Origin of the sequence: Streptococcus sp. CF7_Ac1-8 (genome assembly GCF_024295435.1) — a bacterium.
GTDB classification, from domain to species: Bacteria; Bacillota; Bacilli; order Lactobacillales; family Streptococcaceae; genus Streptococcus; species Streptococcus mitis_AP.
The window spans coordinates 58,034-78,730 of record NZ_JANCPI010000004.1 but is presented as its reverse complement, the minus strand read 5'-3'; the positions used below and the strand labels follow the sequence as shown (position 1 = coordinate 78,730).

At 41.2% G+C, this 20,697-nt stretch carries 12 protein-coding genes and 1 pseudogene; all 13 read right to left on the bottom strand.

The features are described from left to right. Positions 1-590 precede the first annotated feature (590 nt). Entirely contained in the window at positions 591-1,202 is a 612-nt protein-coding gene (gene rpsD, locus NMM26_RS03085) for a 30S ribosomal protein S4 (protein WP_000092756.1), read from the bottom strand. A gap of 194 nt (positions 1,203-1,396) precedes the next feature. Further along, entirely contained in the window at positions 1,397-2,449 is a 1,053-nt protein-coding gene (locus NMM26_RS03080; RefSeq protein WP_254753822.1) for a cell wall metabolism sensor histidine kinase WalK, read from the bottom strand. Between the two features lie 3 nt (positions 2,450-2,452). Further along, positions 2,453-3,145 (bottom strand): response regulator transcription factor, encoded by a 693-nt coding sequence (locus NMM26_RS03075; RefSeq protein WP_254753821.1) that lies wholly within the window; start codon positions 3,143-3,145, stop codon positions 2,453-2,455. A 123-nt stretch (positions 3,146-3,268) separates the two neighbouring features. Beyond that, positions 3,269-5,980, bottom strand: a complete 2,712-nt coding sequence (locus NMM26_RS03070; RefSeq protein WP_254753820.1) for a fibronectin-binding SSURE repeat-containing protein — start codon at positions 5,978-5,980, stop codon at positions 3,269-3,271. Positions 5,981-6,095: 115 nt separating this feature from the next. After that, the gene (locus NMM26_RS03065; protein WP_000771884.1) at positions 6,096-7,112 is read right to left on the bottom strand and encodes a glycosyltransferase family 2 protein; all 1,017 of its coding nucleotides are present in this window, start codon (positions 7,110-7,112) and stop codon (positions 6,096-6,098) included. A gap of 155 nt (positions 7,113-7,267) precedes the next feature. Next, positions 7,268-7,933, bottom strand: coding sequence for a TrkA family potassium uptake protein (locus NMM26_RS03060; protein ID WP_001283912.1), 666 nt, complete (start codon positions 7,931-7,933; stop codon positions 7,268-7,270). Between the two features lie 13 nt (positions 7,934-7,946). Then, positions 7,947-9,326, bottom strand: a complete 1,380-nt coding sequence (locus NMM26_RS03055) for a TrkH family potassium uptake protein (protein ID WP_254753819.1) — start codon at positions 9,324-9,326, stop codon at positions 7,947-7,949. Between the two features lie 33 nt (positions 9,327-9,359). After that, a complete protein-coding gene (locus tag NMM26_RS03050) occupies positions 9,360-10,124 on the bottom strand; it encodes a nucleoside phosphorylase (protein WP_254753818.1) in 765 nt (254 codons plus the stop codon). Positions 10,125-10,425: 301 nt separating this feature from the next. Beyond that, positions 10,426-11,364: a RimK family alpha-L-glutamate ligase gene (locus NMM26_RS03045; RefSeq protein ID WP_000063557.1), complete on the bottom strand. Its 939-nt coding sequence runs from the start codon at positions 11,362-11,364 to the stop codon at positions 10,426-10,428. A 14-nt stretch (positions 11,365-11,378) separates the two neighbouring features. After that, positions 11,379-12,629, bottom strand: a complete 1,251-nt coding sequence (locus NMM26_RS03040) for a dicarboxylate/amino acid:cation symporter (protein WP_000780192.1) — start codon at positions 12,627-12,629, stop codon at positions 11,379-11,381. 383 nt (positions 12,630-13,012) lie between these two features. Next, positions 13,013-13,570: pseudogene (locus NMM26_RS03035) on the bottom strand (sugar O-acetyltransferase). 106 nt (positions 13,571-13,676) lie between these two features. After that, positions 13,677-14,531, bottom strand: a complete 855-nt coding sequence (locus NMM26_RS03030; protein ID WP_000220688.1) for a VOC family protein — start codon at positions 14,529-14,531, stop codon at positions 13,677-13,679. A 284-nt stretch (positions 14,532-14,815) separates the two neighbouring features. Next, positions 14,816-20,629: a G5 domain-containing protein gene (locus NMM26_RS03025; RefSeq protein ID WP_000659919.1), complete on the bottom strand. Its 5,814-nt coding sequence runs from the start codon at positions 20,627-20,629 to the stop codon at positions 14,816-14,818. Positions 20,630-20,697: the final 68 nt, after the last annotated feature.

Here is a 20,697-nt window from a genome sequence, read left to right as displayed (position 1 = left end):
TCCTTATTTTCAATTTATAAGTCTATTTTAGCACAAAAGACAAAAATGAGGGCGGAAATCCCTAGAAAAGAGTTGATTTCTTTGCTGTAGAATGGAGGCTAGAAGCGCGTGGGCTAATTTCAGTAAAGTGGACTCAAACCACAAACACACTCTGAGGAATATCAAAACAAAAGCTTGAAAAATCGGAGGGGGTGTGTTAGAATGGGTTTATAGTGATGATAATTGTCTAACAAGGCAACAAAAAGCCCCACCGTGCCACCGATGGGGGTTTTTGCTACCCTCTAAAAGGGGGCTACGTCTCTTTATCCATAACTTGAAAAGCTCAGATAACACGTTAATCAGTAACGGAGCTAGAAACACTGTGAGTAAAGTTTCTAACATATGTAACACCTCCCTTCCTTGAATTGAGGGGGCCAAAATATTATATCATACCAGATTTATATCATCAACATCGTGTCATTCTTTGAATAGATAGACTTAGACACACAAATAATCTTACTAGCAAATCTCTAAACAAACCCAGAAATCAACGTTTTAAGACAAAGCAAAAAGCCCACTGTTGTAGGCTTTCTGTAAGATATATCTTAAAATTAAAGCATCTTGTTGTAGAATTCAACGACAAGTGCTTCGTTGATTTCTGGGTTGATTTCGTCGCGTTCTGGCAAGCGAGTCAATGAACCTTCCAATTTTTCAGCGTCGAATGATACGAATGCTGGACGTCCAAGAGTAGCTTCTACTGCTTCAAGGATAGCTGGAACTTTCAATGATTTTTCACGAACTGAGATCACTTGACCTGGAGTTACGCGGTATGATGGGATATCAACGCGTTTTCCGTCAACAAGGATGTGACCGTGGTTTACGAATTGACGAGCTTGACGACGAGTAGTCGCAAGACCAAGACGGTAAACAACGTTATCCAAACGACGTTCCAAAAGAAGCATGAAGTTGAAACCTAGGATTCCGCCTTTGATTTTTGTAGCTTGTACGAACAAGTTACGGAATTGTTTTTCACCTACACCGTAAGTAAAACGAAGTTTTTGTTTTTCAGCCAATTGCAAACCGTATTCTGACAATTTAGAACGGTTGTTTGGTCCGTGTTGTCCTGGTACGTAGTTACGACGTGCCAATTCTTTACCTGTACCTGTAAGTGAAAGGCCAAGGCGACGAGCTTGTTTCCAAGATGGTCCTGTATAACGTGACATGTGAATGTCCTCCTGATATAAATAATATTTCGGTGGAAATAGTCACTTAGAAAGCCCTGATTCGTGCAGATGCCCTTCGCCTAAACAGCCAAGGTTACTTATCATAAGACACCTGTTGACGAGCTTCATGCTTTCCTGCTGATATTTCACACAAAATCCATTTTACCATGAATGGCTGGATTTGTAAAGGGGTTTTAGGCTTTATTTTCACTGCCAGAGAGGTTAAGAAGGAGAGTAAAGGTGCTTCCGAGGCCGTACTGGCTGCTGACTGTGATTTCTCCACCCAATTGATGGGCTAATTCACGCGCAATCGCAAGACCCAAGCCATGACCACCTGTCTTCATGTTACGCGAAGTTTCTACACGATAAAGGCGCTTGAAAATATTCTCCAAGTCCTCTGGGGCAATGCCCTGCCCTTCATCTGTTACACTGATTGAAAGCTGGTTCTTCTCCAGCTTAGCTACCACCTCCAACTTGGTTCCTGGAGCAGAGTATTTAAAAGCATTATTGACCAGATTCACCAAGATACGAGAAAGTTTGGCATAATCTCCCTCAATCCGAGCAGACTCTGGGATTACCTGCAAATGGACATCTCGCTCCTCCTGCTCAATCAAGAACTGAAATTCACTCATGCACTCAATCAAGAGCTGGTCCAGAAAAATACTGTCTTTGCTAGTCGTTTCCACCTGATTTCTAGCTGTATTTAAGGTCAAAAAATTCAACTCCTCAACTAGTTTATTGAGTCTTTCCGTCTGGCGCCCAATGGTTGCTAGATAGTGGGCTTGTTCTCCTTCCTTGATAACCCCATCCAAAATCCCTTCTACTGTCGCTTGGATCGAAGTAATGGGGGTCTTGATATCATGCGAAAGCTGGGCAATCATCAAGCCCTTTTCTCGTTCGCTTTCTTCTAATGAATCAAAGGTTGCCTGCAAATCATGGGACATCTCATTGAAAGCTTGCCCTAACTGCTGAAATTCTGCAGGCCCTTGAACCTCCAGATTTGAAGGAAAATCCTTGTCCGCTACTCGCTTGGCATGTTCCTTAAGTTTGGCCAATGATGTAAAGACAGGCGATAGGAGAAAGAGACTAATCCCAGCACCGACAAAACTTGCGATTAAAGTCATGCCAATCAGGAAATAAATTTCTCTTTGCTCAATTAACATGCGCTGGATGGCCCAAAAAACCACGATAATTGTTAGGAGTGTTGAAATGATATACCCCACTAAAATATAACTTTTTAATTTCATTAACTACCCTCGTGCTTTCTCAATCTTGTAGCCCAAGCCCCAGACGGTTTTGATGGTGGGCGTTGCTGCACTGGCATGTTTAGCCAACTCCTGTCGGAGAGCATGAATATGAACATTCAAGGTATTGGTATCATCCACATAGTCTTCTTGCCAGACCTTTTCATAGAGATCTGTCTTAGAGAAAACCCGCTCTGGATTGCTGGCTAAAAACCATAGAAGTTCGAAGGATTTGACTGTCAAATCAAGCGCCACATCTCCAACTTGGACCTCATGGCTACCGTGATTCATCCGTAAATCTCCGAGACTGACGACCTCTGTCTCACCTCCACGATGAAGGCGACGCAGGATATTGTGGACACGCAAAACCAGCTCACGTGGGCTAAAGGGCTTGGCAATAAAGTCATCTGCCCCTAAGCTCAGGCCATAAATCTTGTCCTGCTCGCTAGTCTTAGCCGTGATAAAGAGAAAAGGCTGATCCGGAGATTGATACTGGACTTCGCTAATCAAATCATAACCATCCATCCGAGGCATCATGATATCTGTAATAATCAAATCAATCGGTTTTCGCTTGAAGATTTCTAAGGCCTCTACTCCATCATGAGCCACCAAAACCTGATACCCTGCCTGAACCAGATAGCGTTGATGAATATCTGTGATTTCTACCTCGTCGTCAACGAGTAAAATTGTCTTTCCCATCTGTCTCTCCTTTGAAAAAAACAGTGCTATACCACAATAGTATAACACTATTTTAATCACTTTACGAACATTCTAATCGCTATCTGGATTTTTCAAATCCTAGATAGAAAGTCTGTAGCTAGACTAGTCATTTTCCTCTTTTTTAGCTTTCAAACCGAGGCCACCTAATAGTCCTGCCAAGGCGAGTCCAAAGAATCCAAGAGTAGCCATTGATGTTTGAGCTTCGCCAGTATATGGAAGCATGTCTTTTTGATTTTTCATTTGAGCAGTCATCATTGGATTTGATGCCTTGTTATTAGCTGCCATCTTGCCTTCATCAGACATTTTGCTTGAGGCTGCTGGAGCTTGATCCTGTTTCATGCTTGGTGTTGCCATAGGCTGGCTAGCATTCATGGTTTTATCCTGCTCTTTGTTAGGCATCATCTTATCCTGACTAGCAGCTGGCATTTGAGATTTCATCTCATCTTGATTGACACTTGGCATTTGAGCGTTCATCTTAGACGCATCTTGATGACTACTCATCATTGGAGTCGGCATAGCTGAACCATTAGAAGATGGGACGAAGCCTGATTGCATCGGAGCAAGAGACTGATGTCCATTCAAGTTCACTGTCAAATCCTTAGTCGCTACGAGATTGCTCAAATCAGCTTTACCATCTTTCGCACCGTAAACCTTAATTGTAGCTTTATAGCTTTGAGTGCCGTTTTGTTTCAAGAGGTCTAGAAGCTCTTTATCAGATTTGCCTTGAGTGCCAGCCAAATCTACTTCATAGAAGTAGAGACCTTTGCCCAATTTCTCTACTGGTGGAAGGGCGGGATTTTTGGCTGAACCATTGTCAGACCATGGAGCCTTGTCTGAAGCTTTCAAGATAAGGCGTGTCAACATACCATCACCTGCGAAAAATTCATATGGAATAACTTGGTTGACACCAGCTGTGAATGGGCCTGGGAAGTTGGCCTTGTCCAGGTAAGATGCTGGAACGTCTACCGTATCTTTGGTATTGTCGGCTACGCCTTTTTGTACTTCGGCTGGAGTGGTTAAGCCGTTCAAGTTGACATCCAAATTTTTAGTCGCTACGAGGTTGCTCAAATCGGCCTTGCCATCTTTCGCACCGTACACTTTGATGGTTGCCTTGTAGCTTTGAGTGCCGTTTTGTTTCAAGAGGTCTAACAAGTCTTTATCTGATTTTCCTTGAGTTCCTGCCAAGTCCACTTCGTAGAAGTAGAGGCCTTTGCCCAATTTTTCTACTGGTGGAAGAGCGGGATTTTTAGCTGAACCATTGTCTGACCATGGAGCCTTGTCGGATGCTTTCAAGATAAGACGAGTTAACATACCGTCACCGGCGAAGAATTCGTAAGGAATGACTTGGTTAACACCGGCTGTGAATGGGCCTGGGAAATTGGCTTTATCCAAGTAAGAGGCTGGAACATCTACTGTGTCTTTAGTATTATCGGCTACGCCCTTTTGCACTTCAGCTGGAGTGGTTAAGCCGTTCAAGTTGACATCCAAATCCTTAGTCGCTACAAGATTGCTCAAATCAGCCTTGCCATCTTTGGCACCGTACACCTTGATGGTAGCTTTATAGCTTTGAGTGCCATTTTGTTTTAAGAGGTCAAGTAGCTCTTTATCAGATTTACCTTGAGTGCCTGCCAAGTCTACTTCGTAGAAGTAGAGACCTTTGCCCAATTTTTCCACTGGTGGAAGAGCTGGATTTTTAGCTGAACCATTGTCTGACCATGGAGCCTTGTCTGAAGCCTTCAAGATAAGACGAGTTAACATACCGTCACCAGCGAAGAATTCGTATGGAATGACTTGGTTAACACCAGCTGTGAATGGGCCTGGGAAGTTGGCTTTGTCCAAGTAAGTGGCTGGAACATCTACTGTGTCTTTAGTATTATCAGCTACACCTTTTTGAACTTCAGCTGGGGTAGTCAAGCCGTTCAAGTTGACATCCAAATCCTTAGTCGCTACAAGGTTGCTCAAGTCTGCCTTGCCATCTTTAGCACCGTACACTTTGATAGTTGCTTTATAGCTTTGAGTGCCGTTTTGTTTCAAGAGATCAAGAAGCTCTTTATCTGACTTACCTTGGGTACCTGCCAAGTCTACTTCGTAGAAGTAAAGACCTTTGCCCAATTTTTCTACTGGTGGAAGGGCTGGATTTTTAGCCGAACCGTTGTCTGACCATGGAGCCTTATCTGAAGCTTTCAAGATAAGGCGTGTTAACATACCATCACCAGCGAAGAATTCATATGGAATAACTTGGTTGACTCCGGCTGTGAATGGGCCTGGGAAGTTGGCTTTATCCAAGTAAGTAGCCGGAACGTCTACTGTGTCTTTAGTATTGTCAGCCACGCCTTTTTGCACTTCAGCTGGAGTGGTTGCTGGTTGAGCTTCACTTGCTTCACGGTCTTGTCCAGCAACTGTAGCTGCAGGACTTTCCACAGGTTTAACCGCATCTTCTGTTTGTTTCTTAGATTCTGGTTTTGCTTGCGCTTCTTCTTTTGGTGCTACTACCGGCTCTTTAGCACCTACATCTGCTTTTTCTGGAGAGCTTGCAGTATCCAAGCTTGCTTTAGGTGTTGATTCTGCCTGCTCTGAAGGAAGAGCTGTATCGACTGCTTCTTTGAGAAGTTCTACTGGTAAGTCGCTCTTTTCACTCACCGCAGTCGCATCTGGCGCTACTTGAGCAGGGGTTGGATTGACCACATCAGCACGTACAGAACTTGGTTGACCAACTAGGACAAAGAAACCACTGGCTACAACAACTGAGGCAACACCGACACTAAGACGGCGAATAGACCAACGAGTATATCTTTGATTTGGATTGAATTTCATAGGATTCTCCTTAGAGTTTTTCTTTATTTGATGACTCTAGTATAATCTCCTAAAATTAAAAAGGATTAAGAAAAAGTTAAAATTTTTCTTAAATCCCTCTTATAAAATACTTATATTAATTAAATCCATAAACAGACTTGGTGATTTGATAGACGACATTGGAAAGTTTGCGAGCTGGCAAGACTGAATGTTTGGTTAAACGGCTCAACATGGTTTTGCGAATGGCCTGAAATACCTCTGGATTTTCCTGCTGAATATAGGTCCACAGCTCACGTTTTTTTGCAAGATGCTCTGCTGTACCTGCTCGGTTGAGCAAGGCACTGGAAATCACCGTCGTAATCTCAATGTGATTCAGCAAATATTCTCGCATTTTTGGATGACTCACTTGGGACAAATCAAGCTGATCTACCAAGAGTCGATTGACCTTGAGTTGCTGGTCAATGCGCTTAATCATCACTTGCTCATTGACAGACTGGTCCTCACGCCCAATCAAATAACGATAGAAATCGACAGGCAGATAGTACATGGTCTTGACCTGCTGAAGGGGGGTAAAGACAAAGAGATTATCGACATAAAAGGTATGCTCAGGCAGTTGGAACTGGCTCGCTCGCAACAAATCTGTCCGATAAATCAGCGAGTGCATCATGATATACTGGCCTTTTGAGAAATTTCCAACCTGATCCCAGCCAAAAATCTGCTGGACAGGCAAGACGGACTCGTAACTCATACTCTTCTTACGAGACTGGCCTTCCTTTTCATAGACAAAATTGGTCACAAAGGCATCCACCTCTTGACCTTCACTCTCTAATTCTTGTAAGGTTTCCAAAATTTTCAGGTAAGCACGAGTATCCACCCAGTCATCACTATCAACTACTTTAAAATAGCGCCCAGAAGCCTCCGCCAAGCCGCGATTGACCGCACCGCCATGGCCCTTATTTTCCTGATAGATAGCTCTAACGATGTTAGGATACTTGCTGGCTAAACGCTCAGCGATTTCCTGAGTCTGGTCCTGAGACCCATCATTGATAATCAAAATCTCAACTTGCTCACCACCAATCACTAGCGATTCCACACAGTAATGAAGATAGGCAGCGGCATTATAGCTAGGGATGGCGATAGACAATAACTTCATAATCTACTCCTTTAGGGGACTGATTTTTTCTTACTCTCTTGTCACTTCTTTCTATTCTACCATAAAGTCCAGCTTTTGAAAGACTTTTACTAGAATACAAGGGTTGCTATCTCCATTTGCTATTTTGGACATCAAAAAAGAGGGGGGCTCCCTCCTTACGAATTTAATTCTGCCAAGTCATCTAGATACTGGTTGTTAATGACAGCCAAGATATAGGCATCTGCGCTCAAGAGATCATTAGGGCCAAATTGGACATCCAAGGGTGAATTTTCTTGTTCACGGAATCCTAGGATATTGAGGTTGTATTTGCCACGTAAATCTAGCTGGCTCAGGCTTTGACCTGTCCAAACACTCGGAATTTTCATCTCTACGATAGACACATTTTTATCCAGCTGAAAGACATCAACATTGTTATGAAAGAGAATGGTCTGCGCTAGAGACTGCCCCATTTCATACTCAGGTGAAATCACCGAGTCAGCACCGATTTTTTCTAGCACCTTCTTAGCTGTCTGGCTTTTGACCTTTGCAATAACCCTTGGTACCCCTAGACTCTTACAATGCATAACTGCAAGCACACTCGACTCCAGATTTTCCCCTGTTGCCACCACAACCGTATCACAGGTATCAATTCCTGCAGTTCTGAGGAGTTCCTCATCTGTAATATCGCCCACAACTCCACGCGCCAAAACTGGCTCAAATTGATTGATGCGCTCGGCGTGGTCGTCAATGGCAATGATATTCATATCTTGCTTGGCTAGGGCTGTCAGGACACTACTCCCGAAAATCCCCAAACCTAAAATTCCAATCGTACGATCTGACATCATTCTTCCTTTCTTATCCAATACTAATATCTGCTTTCATATACTGAATCAAATCTTTCTTATCAGGCTGGTAGTCAGCTAGACTAACCAGCAAGGTCAAGGGACCGATACGGCCAATAAACATGAGCACCATGATAATGCTAAGAGCTAACTTGCCTAATTCTGGTGTCAGATTTGCCGTTACCCCAACTGTCGCAAGAGCTGAAATGGTCTCAAACATGAGGTAAATAAATCGCGGTGTTCCTTCTGCTGTAATTCCCAACAACATCAAGCCCAACAAGAAGGTCATCAAAAAGATAATGAAGACACTAAAGGATTTTTGGACTGTTCGGACCTCAATGGTTCTCTGCGCAACATTAGCATGAGGTAAGCCCAGCAATTCACTACGCGCAAAAACCAACAAGACAAAGAAAGTCGTAATCTTGAGACCCCCAGCCGTCCCTCCAGGCGCCCCTCCGAGAAACATCTGTAAGATATAGATAAACAAGGTCACAGGTCGAGCTTGGGTGTAGTCAATAGAGGCAAAACCAGCCGTTCTCATGCTGACAGTTTGGAAAAAGCTAACCAGCACTTTCTCTGGGACACTGAGATTGCCAATGGTTCCGGGATTGTGCCACTCCGTAAAGAGTGTGGCTCCTGTCCCAAACAGCAAAATCCCTGCAGTCAAGAAGAGGACCAACTTGGTGTGGAAACGTAGTCGACGTTTTTTCTTCTTGCCTAGCTGGGTTGCCAAGTCAAACCAGACCATGAAGCCCAGACCACCCGTGATAATCAAGCCAGCAATGACCAGATTGATCAAGGGATCTGTCTGAAAAGCCACTAAACTGCTACTGCCAAAATTATCAAAACCAGCATTACAAAAGGCTGAAATAGCTAAAAAGATAGAGGTAAAAATGCCTCGTCCCCAGCCAAACTCAGGAATAAAGCGGAAACTTAGCAGAAAGGCACCCAAGCCCTCCACCAGAAAAGTCGTCAAAAAGATAGACCGTATAAAAGCCCTCAACGACCGAGTTTCCCCGTAACTAAAGCTCTCCTGAATGGTTTCACGACTGCGAAGACTGAGCTTTTGCTTCCCCTGAATATAAAAGACCCCGATAAAGGTCATGAGCCCCAGACCACCAATCTGTATCAAGAGCATACAAATCAACTGCCCCCAGAAATTATAGGTGGTAGCTACCGGTTGCGTAAAGAGGCCCGTCACACAGACCATGGACACCGTCGTAAAAAGATGGTCAAAATAAGTCGCCTGCGAATCACTCGCCTGGACAACAGGCAAACTCAAAAGGAGAGAACCTATAAAAATAACTCCAGCGAAACTTAAAAAAATGCGACGAGCAGGCGAAAGTCCGCCCAAGGCACTTTCAAGTTTTTTCACAAATAATTTGAATAACATACATCCATTGTACCATAAAAAGAAGGAGAGTAGCTAGATCTGAGAAGTTATCTCAATGCAGAGCTCCAAGGCCTTCTCGAAAGCTTCTGAACCCCAGTCACGACTATCGTACTGGTCCAAGTCTGCTAAGGAATCAGCTGTAAACAACAATTCTCCCCAGAGAACCCCACGCAGTTGGGCTACTGCCGCAAGCGCAGAACACTCCATCTCCACAACAGCACAGCCTTCTTCCTTGCGATAAACCACCTTTTCAGCCGTTTCTCGGTAAAAACCGTCGGTCGTCCAGGTCATGACTTCTTCATAGGGAATCCCTCTGGCTTCCAACACTCGCTCAATAGCAGCAATAGCCTCTGCCTGAATTTCCATATAACGAGAAGGCGCCACATAGTGATAACTAGCTCCTTCATCTCGCAGAGCGCGAACAGGGACTAAAAAGGCATTTTCTTCTATATCAGCCAGCACACCACAGGTTCCAGTGGAAATAATCTGCTCCACACCATATCCAATCAACCAATCCATAAACTGGGCTGCTGGAGCTGAACCAACAGGAGCCTGAGCCAAACAAAGTTCCTCGCCCTTGTAATTGATGACATAAACTGGATAGGTCTTGGTGGCAGAAACAAATTCGCCGACACAGTCCGCCCCTACTTCCCTCGCATAACGGTCAATCTCCTCACCTAAAAAAGCATAGACACACTTCTTTGGCAATTTCAAATCCAGCCCCTCGTGATTGGGCATGATAACCGCCTGAGGATTATCATCAAACTCTAAAATAGGAATCGCGTGTTTCTGAATCATAACCTACCTCCTCTAATTTTGTACTATTGTATCAAAAGCTGACAGAGTGTCAAGGAGGGGGTTGATGAACTGAGGAGAAAAAATCTCAGTATTCTTGGAATTCTCGACACTAAGTGATTTTATAAATCATAAGGAATTAGAGTAAACATTACAAACGTAGCCCCTCTGTAATTAATCTTCAGAGGGGACGTTATATATTAGTAGTTGTTGCTGATAACTGTTACCTTGAAAGAAAAGTATTTATGTCGCACTCTATCTGGAAGTTGTTATCAAATTTTTAAAAGATTAACTTCCAAGATGATCATTCACTATAAAGAGCTTTTAACTCCCTCTTTAAATATTCAGCTAGATGTTGATGAGCAAAGATGTCAGCATTCTGTTCCGCTGTAGGATTATAGTTTGTATTGGTATTTACATCATACACATAAATATCTCTGCTTTCTGATTGAACCCATTCTATAGCTGCCACATCAATATGAGCATTTTTAAGGAAGGCTTCATAAGCTTCTTTTTGAGATTCTGGTAGAGGTTCTGTAATTTGGAATTTTTCAGAAGTTTCCAGTTGTTCTGGTCTCTTACCGATTTGACAACCATCTGCTGGACAAAGTTGGAAACCATCTGAAGAATCAATTGAAACAGTATAAAGGAACTTCTGATTGATAAACTCTGAACGACGGATACGACCATCACTTGGTTTAATATAAGCCTGCAACAAGGTAATACCATCTACTGAAGGTTCAAAAGCAGAACTATTAACATAAGCTTCTAGTTCTTCTTCATTTTGGAAAAGTTGCACTCCTAATCCCTTTCCTGCTCTATTATGCTTGGTAATCAAAGGATAGATATTCAATTTTCTTGCTGCTTCAATAATATTTTCCGGTCCCAAAACAGCAACTGTTGCTGGAGTCTCAATACCAGATTCATTTAATTTCAAATATTGTTTCACCTTACTGATTTCTAGATTGATGGCTCCCGTTCCATTAACTACTTTACGTCCATGAGCCTCTAGCCACGTAAGCACCTGCTCCGTAAACTCTGGTGCATAGCGATGCCCTCTCGTATGAGAAGATGCGGACATCCTATTATAAAAAATTCCTTGTGGAGGTGGGCTTTGAAGATCTAATATCCCACTCGATAGATCCCATAATTCATAAGGTACTTGTATTTTTTCTAACCATTTTACTAAATGCTGTGTCCATTCAATATTTTCATGAATCACATAAACTTTTGCGTTACTCATAAGTCCTATCTCCTTTAAGAAAAGTTAACTGACAATTGATGTTGCTTGTCTTCCTCTAAACTATAACCTTCTGTTTTTTCAATGACACTGACCGTTAATATTTGACCCAAAACATTGATCATTGTACGACCAGCATTCACAAAGAAATCAACTGCAAAAATCAAGGCCACTCCTTCTACTGGCAATCCAAGCTGGGGTGCTGCTGCCAACAAAACTACGATAGCTCCTGATGGAACAGTAGCTGCAGTTTTCCCAATTAATGTCAAAAGTAAAACTGTAAATAAGAGACTTGATAATGAAAATTGGATACCGTAAGCATGTGCGATAAAAATAGTGGCTACTGAAAAATAGACAGCTGCTCCTTCTAGATTAAAAGTATATCCTAAAGGGACAACCAAATCAATCGTATTCTCATCATGTCCCTGTTTCTTTAAATCCTTTAATAGGGACGGTAACACAACACTCGAACTACCTGAAATAAATGCTAGAGTCAAGAGGCTCCAATTTTCACGAAAAGCGGTCAAATATGGAACTTTAAAGATAGAGGCAATCAGAGGGAAAACAACTAAAATGAGAACTCCATAAGCCAAATAAGTTCCGATAACAAATTGACCAAGTCCAACTAACTTATCAATCCCTGTACTAGCGACATCTTTTGCAATAAAGCCAAAGATTCCGACAGGAGATAATTTTACAATAACAGTTATAATTTTATAAATAGCTTCAATCCAGATCTGGAAACCTTCAAGAATTTTTTGGGTTTTATCACTCTTCAAGCTACCAATTCCATAACCAAGAAATATAGCAAAAACAATAATTGGAAGAAGAGAGCCTTCTGAAATTGACTTCACAATATTTGATGGAATAAAACCAAGTAAAAACTCACTCAATTGGACATTATTAGCTATCCCATCGATATTACCACCAGTTTGGCCAATATTCACACCTTGACCAAATCCCAAATAATAACTAGCAAATACAAATAATAAAGTAATCGCAGTTGTAACAGCAAAAAAGTAGAGTAAGGTCTTCGTTAAAATTTTACCAAACGATTTTTTTCCAATAACACTAGCCACTGCAACTACTATAATTGGGAATATTAGTGGAATAATGACCATGTTTACCAATTTGATGAATGCTTGTCCTAGAAATTGATAAAAACCTGCAAATTGTGGCCAGATTACTGCAAAAATAACACCTAAAATCAAAGCTAGCAATAATTGCAAACCGAGTGAAAGTTTTGACCATAAATTAACTAATTTCATAAAATAACCCCTTTGCTTTTATTTGCTAATTATTCTACTACGAATCTTCTAGCTTGACTAATATATATTTTCTATTGTGACCATAAAAAAGATTTATAACAATATCTCAAAGTGTCGTCATATCTATTTCGCTATCCATTATGAATTTTTTATGTTAGAAAAACACCACCATCTAAACTACTCAACTAGATGGAGCAATTCCATAATGATCAAGAAGAGTGACTTCAAGTATCAAATCTACAAAAAGAGGCTGAGTAAAAAGTCTTTGAAATCAGAAAAACGCATAATATCAGGTAATGAACAACCTTGATATTATACGTTTTATTGTTGAAAGATTTACTTCATTTTTCTTGAAATTGAGTTTTTCCCAGCCTCTTTTACTTCTATTTAACAGGTATCTCCTTAATCACGCGCGCAGGATTACCAGCTAGAACAACATTGTCTCTAAAGGACTTAGTGATTACGGCCCCTGCTCCTGCCACTACGTTATTGCCCAGTGTCACTCCAGGAAGGACAATAACGCCACCACCAGCCCAAAAATTGTCACCGATGGTGATGGGCTTTCCGTATTCGACACCTGAATTACGTTCATGCGGATCCAGCGGATGGAGTGGGGTTAAAAACTGACAGTTGGGGCCAATCATAGCATTGTCTCCGATACGAATCGGGCAAACATCCAGCATGGTCAAGTTCCAATTAGAATAAAAATTTTCCCCTAGATGGATATTGACTCCATAATCCACTACTAATCGTGGATTGACAAAGAGATTTTGCCCAGTCGAACCAAACCAAGTCTTGATAATCTCCGCCCCCTTCAAGGGGTCTGGCTCCTGGTTAAAAGCAGCCTGTTTTTGACGAGAAGTCTGAGCCAAGGCCCGCAACTCGGGGTCAAATGGATGATAGGGTTCTCATGCTATCATTTTCTGGTATTCACTGGTCATTGTATTCTTCTCCTTATTCCCTACTATCATATCAAATTTTCTACATATCCGACTAGGATAAGGGGTACTTTCTACAATTTATTCTCTGATTTTTATCACATCTTGCCTATCTTGCTAAACGAATACGGGTCACAATTCCGTCTGGGTCTGTAACGTCCAGCTGGCTAGATGTCAGCCACTTAACTGGTGCATCAATTTCTTGTGCTCGCTCAGCAATCATTAACAGTTCTTCTTTATGTGCGACTTCGATGACATAGTAGGCTAAGCCTGGCAAACCCGGCTTACGCGGAGCCAGACTTTTTCCTCCCCATTCATTGACCGCCAAATGATGATGGTAGTTTCCTGCCGCAATCCAACTGGCGCTAGGTACACTGAATTTATCCTCTAGCCCTAACACCTTTTGATAAAACTGGCTGGACTTTCGACTATCCTTGACGGAAAGATGAATATGCCCCATTCTCGTACCGTCTGCTAGGATAAAGGGCTCTACTCTTTCCCCCAACTCATAGATATCCTGCGCTGCAAGGGCCTCAGTGACCCCGATAATACGCCCATCTTCTCGAATATCCCATGTGGAAACCGGCTTATCTCGATAGAGTTCAATGCCATTCCCCTCCAAATCTTCTAAGTAAAGGGCCTCACTGTAACCATGGTCAGCACCACCGACAAGAGGAATCTGCAAATCCGTCAGATGTTTCAAGACATCAGCCAAAGTCTTGCGTGTCGGCAAGAGAATAGCCAGATGGTAAAGGCCATAATGTTCCCTTACTTCTCCGCTCTCTTGTGTTTGAATCAACTGTACCAAGGCTTTTCCACCAAGGCCTAGAATGACCTCTGTCTCAGTTTGAGATAAGATTTCTAAACCAATGATTTGCTGATAAAAGGCAGTTTGACTGGCCAAATCCTTTACATTTAAAACTGCCTCTGCCAAATAAATGTGGCTCTTGTATTCATAGGTCATAACTATTTCTCTCTTTAATTGTAACTTTAATTATTACAACTATTATATAATTTCCATCAAGAAAGTCAAGCCAGACAACTTATAGAAACTCCCCTAGCAAAAACAACCCCAGAAAAATCTTCTAGGATTGTTTTGTGTTTATTTAACAAGACTAGCAAAGTTATTGCTATAAATATATATGGTGCTCCCATAGCAATAATTAAAACAACTTTTCTTAATGCTAAAATTATCCTCTATCATCTCTATGAAAATCTCTCGTTACTATCAAATTGGAAATTTCATGCTCAATTTTTTCTTTTTCTAACACTCAATCCCAAACCCAAGAGAAGTCCGATTGACCCAAGCACAAATAAGTTTTTATCATCAGTATTCGACGTCCTTGGTAACTCCTTAGCAGAATTCGCTAATTTTCTATCAGAACTAAGAATCACATTCTCATTCGAAGGAATTAGAGGTGTTTTCTTGTCTTCTTCTCCTTCTACAGCTTTGGTCCCTATTAAGACAACTTGATGGATCGGTTCCTTGGTAATAGTGTTAGATAGCTCACGACGTGTTTCTACACCATTGTCACTACTAATTTCTGTCAGCATAGTACGCTGACCTTTTTCTCCTGCAATCAAGACCTTGGTTTGACCTTTTGGTAAGTTAGTACTATCCCTATATTCAGTAGTAAAGTCAGTTTCCTCTATGCGGATTTCCACACTTGGTTTTTCAACTATTGGAGATAGAGGACCATCTTCTGGCAGAGTACGACCGATAACCTTCGCCCCCTGATAGATGATTGTTGGGGTTGCTTCTTGCACAATCTCACTTGTTTGAGAGAGGATCATTCCAGTACGTATTCCATGGTCTGTTTCATAGATCGTTACAATCTTACGCTGACCTGCACGACCTTGAACGGTCTGACTTTGACCTTTCAGAAGCGAAGTGTCCTCACGGTACACAAGCACTGGTGCGATTTCTTCTATGCTAACAACGCTTTCTCGACTCTTAATAGGCTTAGTACCAACTAGGATAATCTCGGGTTGAGAGGCAACTATATTTTCCTCACGGACGGAGAGAACCTTTTCTGTTTTTACTCCATCCAGTGTTTGGTATAGCTTCACAACACTCTTAGAGCCTGCACGACCTGACTGTTTCAGCTGAGTTTGATCTGTATAGAGATCAGAGCTAACCTCAGTCAAGCGTTCGTAAGGAATTGATACCGCTTCACGAACTTCTTCTTCCCCTTCTACAGCTTTGGTCCCTATTAAGACAACTTGATGGATCGGTTCCTTGGTAATAGTATTAGATAGCTCACTACGTGTTTCTACACCATTGTCACTACTAATTTCTGTCAGGATAGTACGCTGACCTTTTTCTCCTGCAATCAAGACCTTCGTTTGACCTTTTGGTAAGTTAGCACTATCCCTATATTCAGTAGTAAAGTCAGTTTCCTCTATGCGGATTTCCACACTTGGTTTTTCAACTATTGGAGATAGAGGACCATCTTCTGGCAGAGTACGACCGATAACCTTCGCCCCCTGATAGATGATTGTTGGGGTTGCTTCTTGCACAATTTCACTGGTTTGAGAAAGGATAATTCCAGTACGTATACCGTGGTCTGTTTCATAGATAGTAATAATCTTACGCTGACCTGCACGACCTTGAACAGTCTGACTTTGGCCTTTCAGGAGTGAAGGGTCTTCTCGGTACACAAGTACTGGTGCGATTTCTTCTGTGCTAACAACGTTTTCTCGACTCTTAATAGGCTTAGTACCAACTAGGATAATCTCGGGTTGAGAATCCACTACATTTTCCTCACGGACAGAGAGGATCTTGTCTGTTTTCACACCATCTAATGTTTGGTATAGCTTCACAACAGTCTTAGAACCTACACGACCTGACTGTTTCAGCTGAGTTTGATCTGTATAGAGATCAGAGCTAACCTCAGTCAAGCGTTCGTAAGGAATTGATACCGTTTCACGAACTTCTTCTTTCCCTTCTACAGCTGGAATACGAGTGTAGTCAATTATCATATCACGTGTAACATCTTCTGGAAGGGAAAGAATATAACTTCTTCCATCCTGTGCTAAAACTAGGTTTTTACCTTGATATTTAGCTTGATAACCTGTCACAACTGGAGCCGTTGACTGATCTGTTCCAACACGTCCTGCATTACTACGGTCGTTAGGATAAGTTATTTTTATTGTCTCTGACGGTAATTTTAGTACCCATTGTCCAAGTTTGCGATAATGAATAGCATCCACTCTTGCTGGGATATTTGGAGTACTTGATAATTCTGGTTTCCCCAATTCATTTGCTAGGTAACCACTCACAACTGGAGCTGAAACTGCTGGAAATTTATTTTGTTCAGCAATCCAACCCGTATAAAGAACAGCTTTGGTTACAAGATTAACAGTTGCTGTTCTTCTATAATTAAGAACAGCTTCGTGAGCAGGCGCAATTTCCTCGCCTTGTGTATTCAAGAAACGAGTCGTACGACTAACCGACTTCTGTAAGTCTTTTTCTGTCAAACCAGCTGGCCAAGTAAGCTTCAACTGGCTATCTACCAATGAATCTTTTTCTTTATACTGACTAGCATCAATCTTCTCCACCCTTGGTGTAAGCACAATAGTAAATTGAGTAACCACACGACTGTTGTCACCATAAACAGGAGTTAGTATCTGATGAAATTCATCTGTAACAATCCGATAACCTTTGTTCAAGAAAGATAAAATTTCCCTTTCTACAGACTTACTATCAATCACTTCACCTGTTTTTCCAGTTAAAGAAACAGTTGATAAGACCGCTTTATTAGATTGATTCACAAAACGAATCTGAGCACTTTGATTATCTTTATCATAACGAATGATGCTATCTTGGGTGGCATCATCAGGGCGTGGTGCTAGATATCCTTCTGCTGGACGATCCGTATTTTTCAAGGTCAAATAATTCCCATCTTTCCCAATCGCACGGTAACCCGCTATATAAGGAATAGTAACCGTACTATGATTGCCGATAACACTCGCATCTAAATAGCTATTGGGATAAGATATCCTATTCATTTCAGAATTTGGAGTTTGAACAATCCAAGAACCTAATTTCTTATAACGGACACTAGTTGTCACCGAAATTGGTACCAAAGTCTGAACATCTTTTTCGATATTTTGGTTAGTAATCAAAGATCTATCAGCCAAATATCCAGCCTGTATAGGAACAACAAGACTGTCAAACTCTGACTTAGCCAAGACCCAAGAACCATAAGTAACCGTACCTTTAACCAGATCAACAATAGCATTACGACTATAAGCGACTGTCTGTACTGTATCTGGGAAAACTTTTCCGTCATCAGCAACATAATGTATAGTTCGGGTTACAGTTCTATTCAAATCATCGTAGCTCAAACCAGCTGGCCACCTTAAGTCATTGTTGATATCAGGATAAAGGAGAGAATCTGCCACTTTTGGATCCGTTGGTTCAACAGTGCGAGTACGGATTGGCAGACGAACATTGGTAGTATCCAGTGGAATATCTGTCACGCTATCCAAAGTCCCTGTTTGAATACCTGTTACAGTCGCCCCCTCATCCTCTGGTTGCCATTGGAAAAGAAGGGTACGATTATCATACTGAGTAACAAAAGGCAGTTTTCTACCATTGGATAATGTTAAAACCAGGCCTTTTCGAGCAAGTACCTCACCATCATAACGTATAGAAACTAATTTATCATCTGTCGTCACTTGAGCAGAAACTGCCCGAACCGTTGGATTTAAGAAATCCCAGTTAAACTTTCTAAAGGAAAGAGTATAGTCATTTTCACCATCTTCACTGTGCTCATAGACAAGACCAAACTCACCATTACCTAGATTTTGAACAGAATTATAAGCAAACTTACCAGCTTGGACCAAATTATGTCTGATCCATTTCAAACTACCATCTGATTGAACTTCTGCAAGTCGAGCATAACCATTTTCACGACCACGTCCATTAGCATTTACTAATACAATGTACTCCCGACCATTTTGCACAGTGTGAACTGCTGAAAGTTGTACATAAACATCTGGAATATCACTAATTGTTTCAACAGCACCCCAAGTAGCACCACCATCTTTACTAGTAGAAAATTGAACATGACCACTTCGATTACGCATAAACATCTTGAGTGTTCCATCGTTTAACTCGATAACAGTAGCCTCAGTCAATTCTGCTGCTGTGTTTCTCATAGTATTAGAATTCAAAGTTTCCCCTCTGAAGATACGACCATCATTAGGAGAAGCTCCCATATGCCAAGTCAAACCATGATCATCAGAATAAATTACACGAGAAGACTGAGAACCATTGAGATGAGATACATAATTAGTTGAATACATAGGTACTACTAAACGCCCTGCATATTGACCATGCTTCAATGCAATACCTGAACCTGGACCCGTACCCAAAAATTTCATCCAATCTTTCTTTATCTGGGGTGTAATGTCCCTTGGTGCTGACCAAGTTTTTCCGTCATCATTGCTCTCTGAAATCCATATAAAATTATCCTTGGCTACACGAAAAGGCGAGTCAGTTGTTGGGGTAAAATATATATTTCCCACTAACTTACTACCATTATACAAATCACCTGTATCACTGTACTTATTTTCAGACTGAGTCGATTTAGTGATTACATGATAAGATGTCTTTTGATTATTACTATCATAAATATAATCATCTTCCCGAATAGTATATTTCTCATTACCCTTATATACTATCTGATATGTTCGACCATTGACAACTGTATAAGACTCTTCACGAGTAACACTCATACCCAAAATTCCTTGTCCTTCTGGAAAGACATCGTAGATAGAATAAATTTTCTTTGTCTTGGAATCTTGTACTAAAACCATATCAATAGAAGTAGGAGAACCAATATTAGCATTTCTAGCTCTTGGATTATCACGAATATTTAAAATATTAATTCGTTCACCCCAAGTTTTGCCTCCATCCTCACTTCGACGAACAACCATTCCAATATCACCCCAGTCAGAATAATGCAAACGACGTTCATCTGCCCCTGCAATTATTGTACCATCATTCGTTTTCAGCAAAGATGGTATACGATAAGAATAAATCCCATCACTATTTTTCTGACCATTCAATCCAGACTGAAAAACAGCCTTATTATCTGTTAATTCAGCTGGACCAAGAGCCTTGTTTCCCTCAGGATCTCGAAGAAAAATAGTACTTCGTTGTCCTACCTCTGTGTCACTGAAGGCATAATCATAAATCGTTAGATTACGGATATCTAGATTAGTCCCCCAAACTTTACCATTTCCACGTTGCATAGCTCCTAACTGCATATTGGTCAAGTTTTGCATAGCTGTCAAAAAAAGACCCGATTTAGCAGAAGATTTTGATAACCTACCATTAACATAAAGTTTCGCCTCACCGGCATCTACATTAACATTAGGTCGAGAAATAGTAAAGGTTAACGAATTCCACTCATTAGGACGAATACTTTCCTTTCCATCTTCAAAACGATCGTACTGATAGCTCCCCTCTTTTCCTGTTCTAGCCTCTACAACAGGCTTGTTTCCACTTACTCCTAAAAGGAAATACTCATTTCGACTTGAAGTACTAGAGGTAGAAAATACACTATATAAATTCGGTACCGTTTCTGTTGCTTTAAACTCAACATGAACTGTAGCATTGGTTAAATTCTTGACTTTTGGTAGATCTGAACTAAGATCAATACTCTTATCTACCTTATTATTTGTCTCCACGTCATCTACCGATACCACTTCTGAACCCTTGAATATCTCACGAGCGTAGTAATCGTCTTCTTTTTTCATCTCATCAGCACTAGCTGTTACATTGACTACTGGAGCATCTTCTACTGTATTTGTATGATTAGATATTTTGTTGGAAGCATCATTAGGACTAGACACCGTACTGCTTCCTGTAACATCAGTTCCTTCTGTAACAGAAGGTTTTTTCTCAAGTTCAGCTGCACTAACAGGGCTAGACACTGAAGCTCCAAAAACCAACGCTGTACCTAATAAAACAGAACAAAGTCCAACTTTATACTTACGAAAAGAGAATAGTTGTCGCTGATTTGATGATTTTATTATTTTTTCTTTCATATTAAACCAATTTCTAACAATCAAAGGATACTATTTTTGAAGACTGAAATTTTGTCTATCAAAATCCT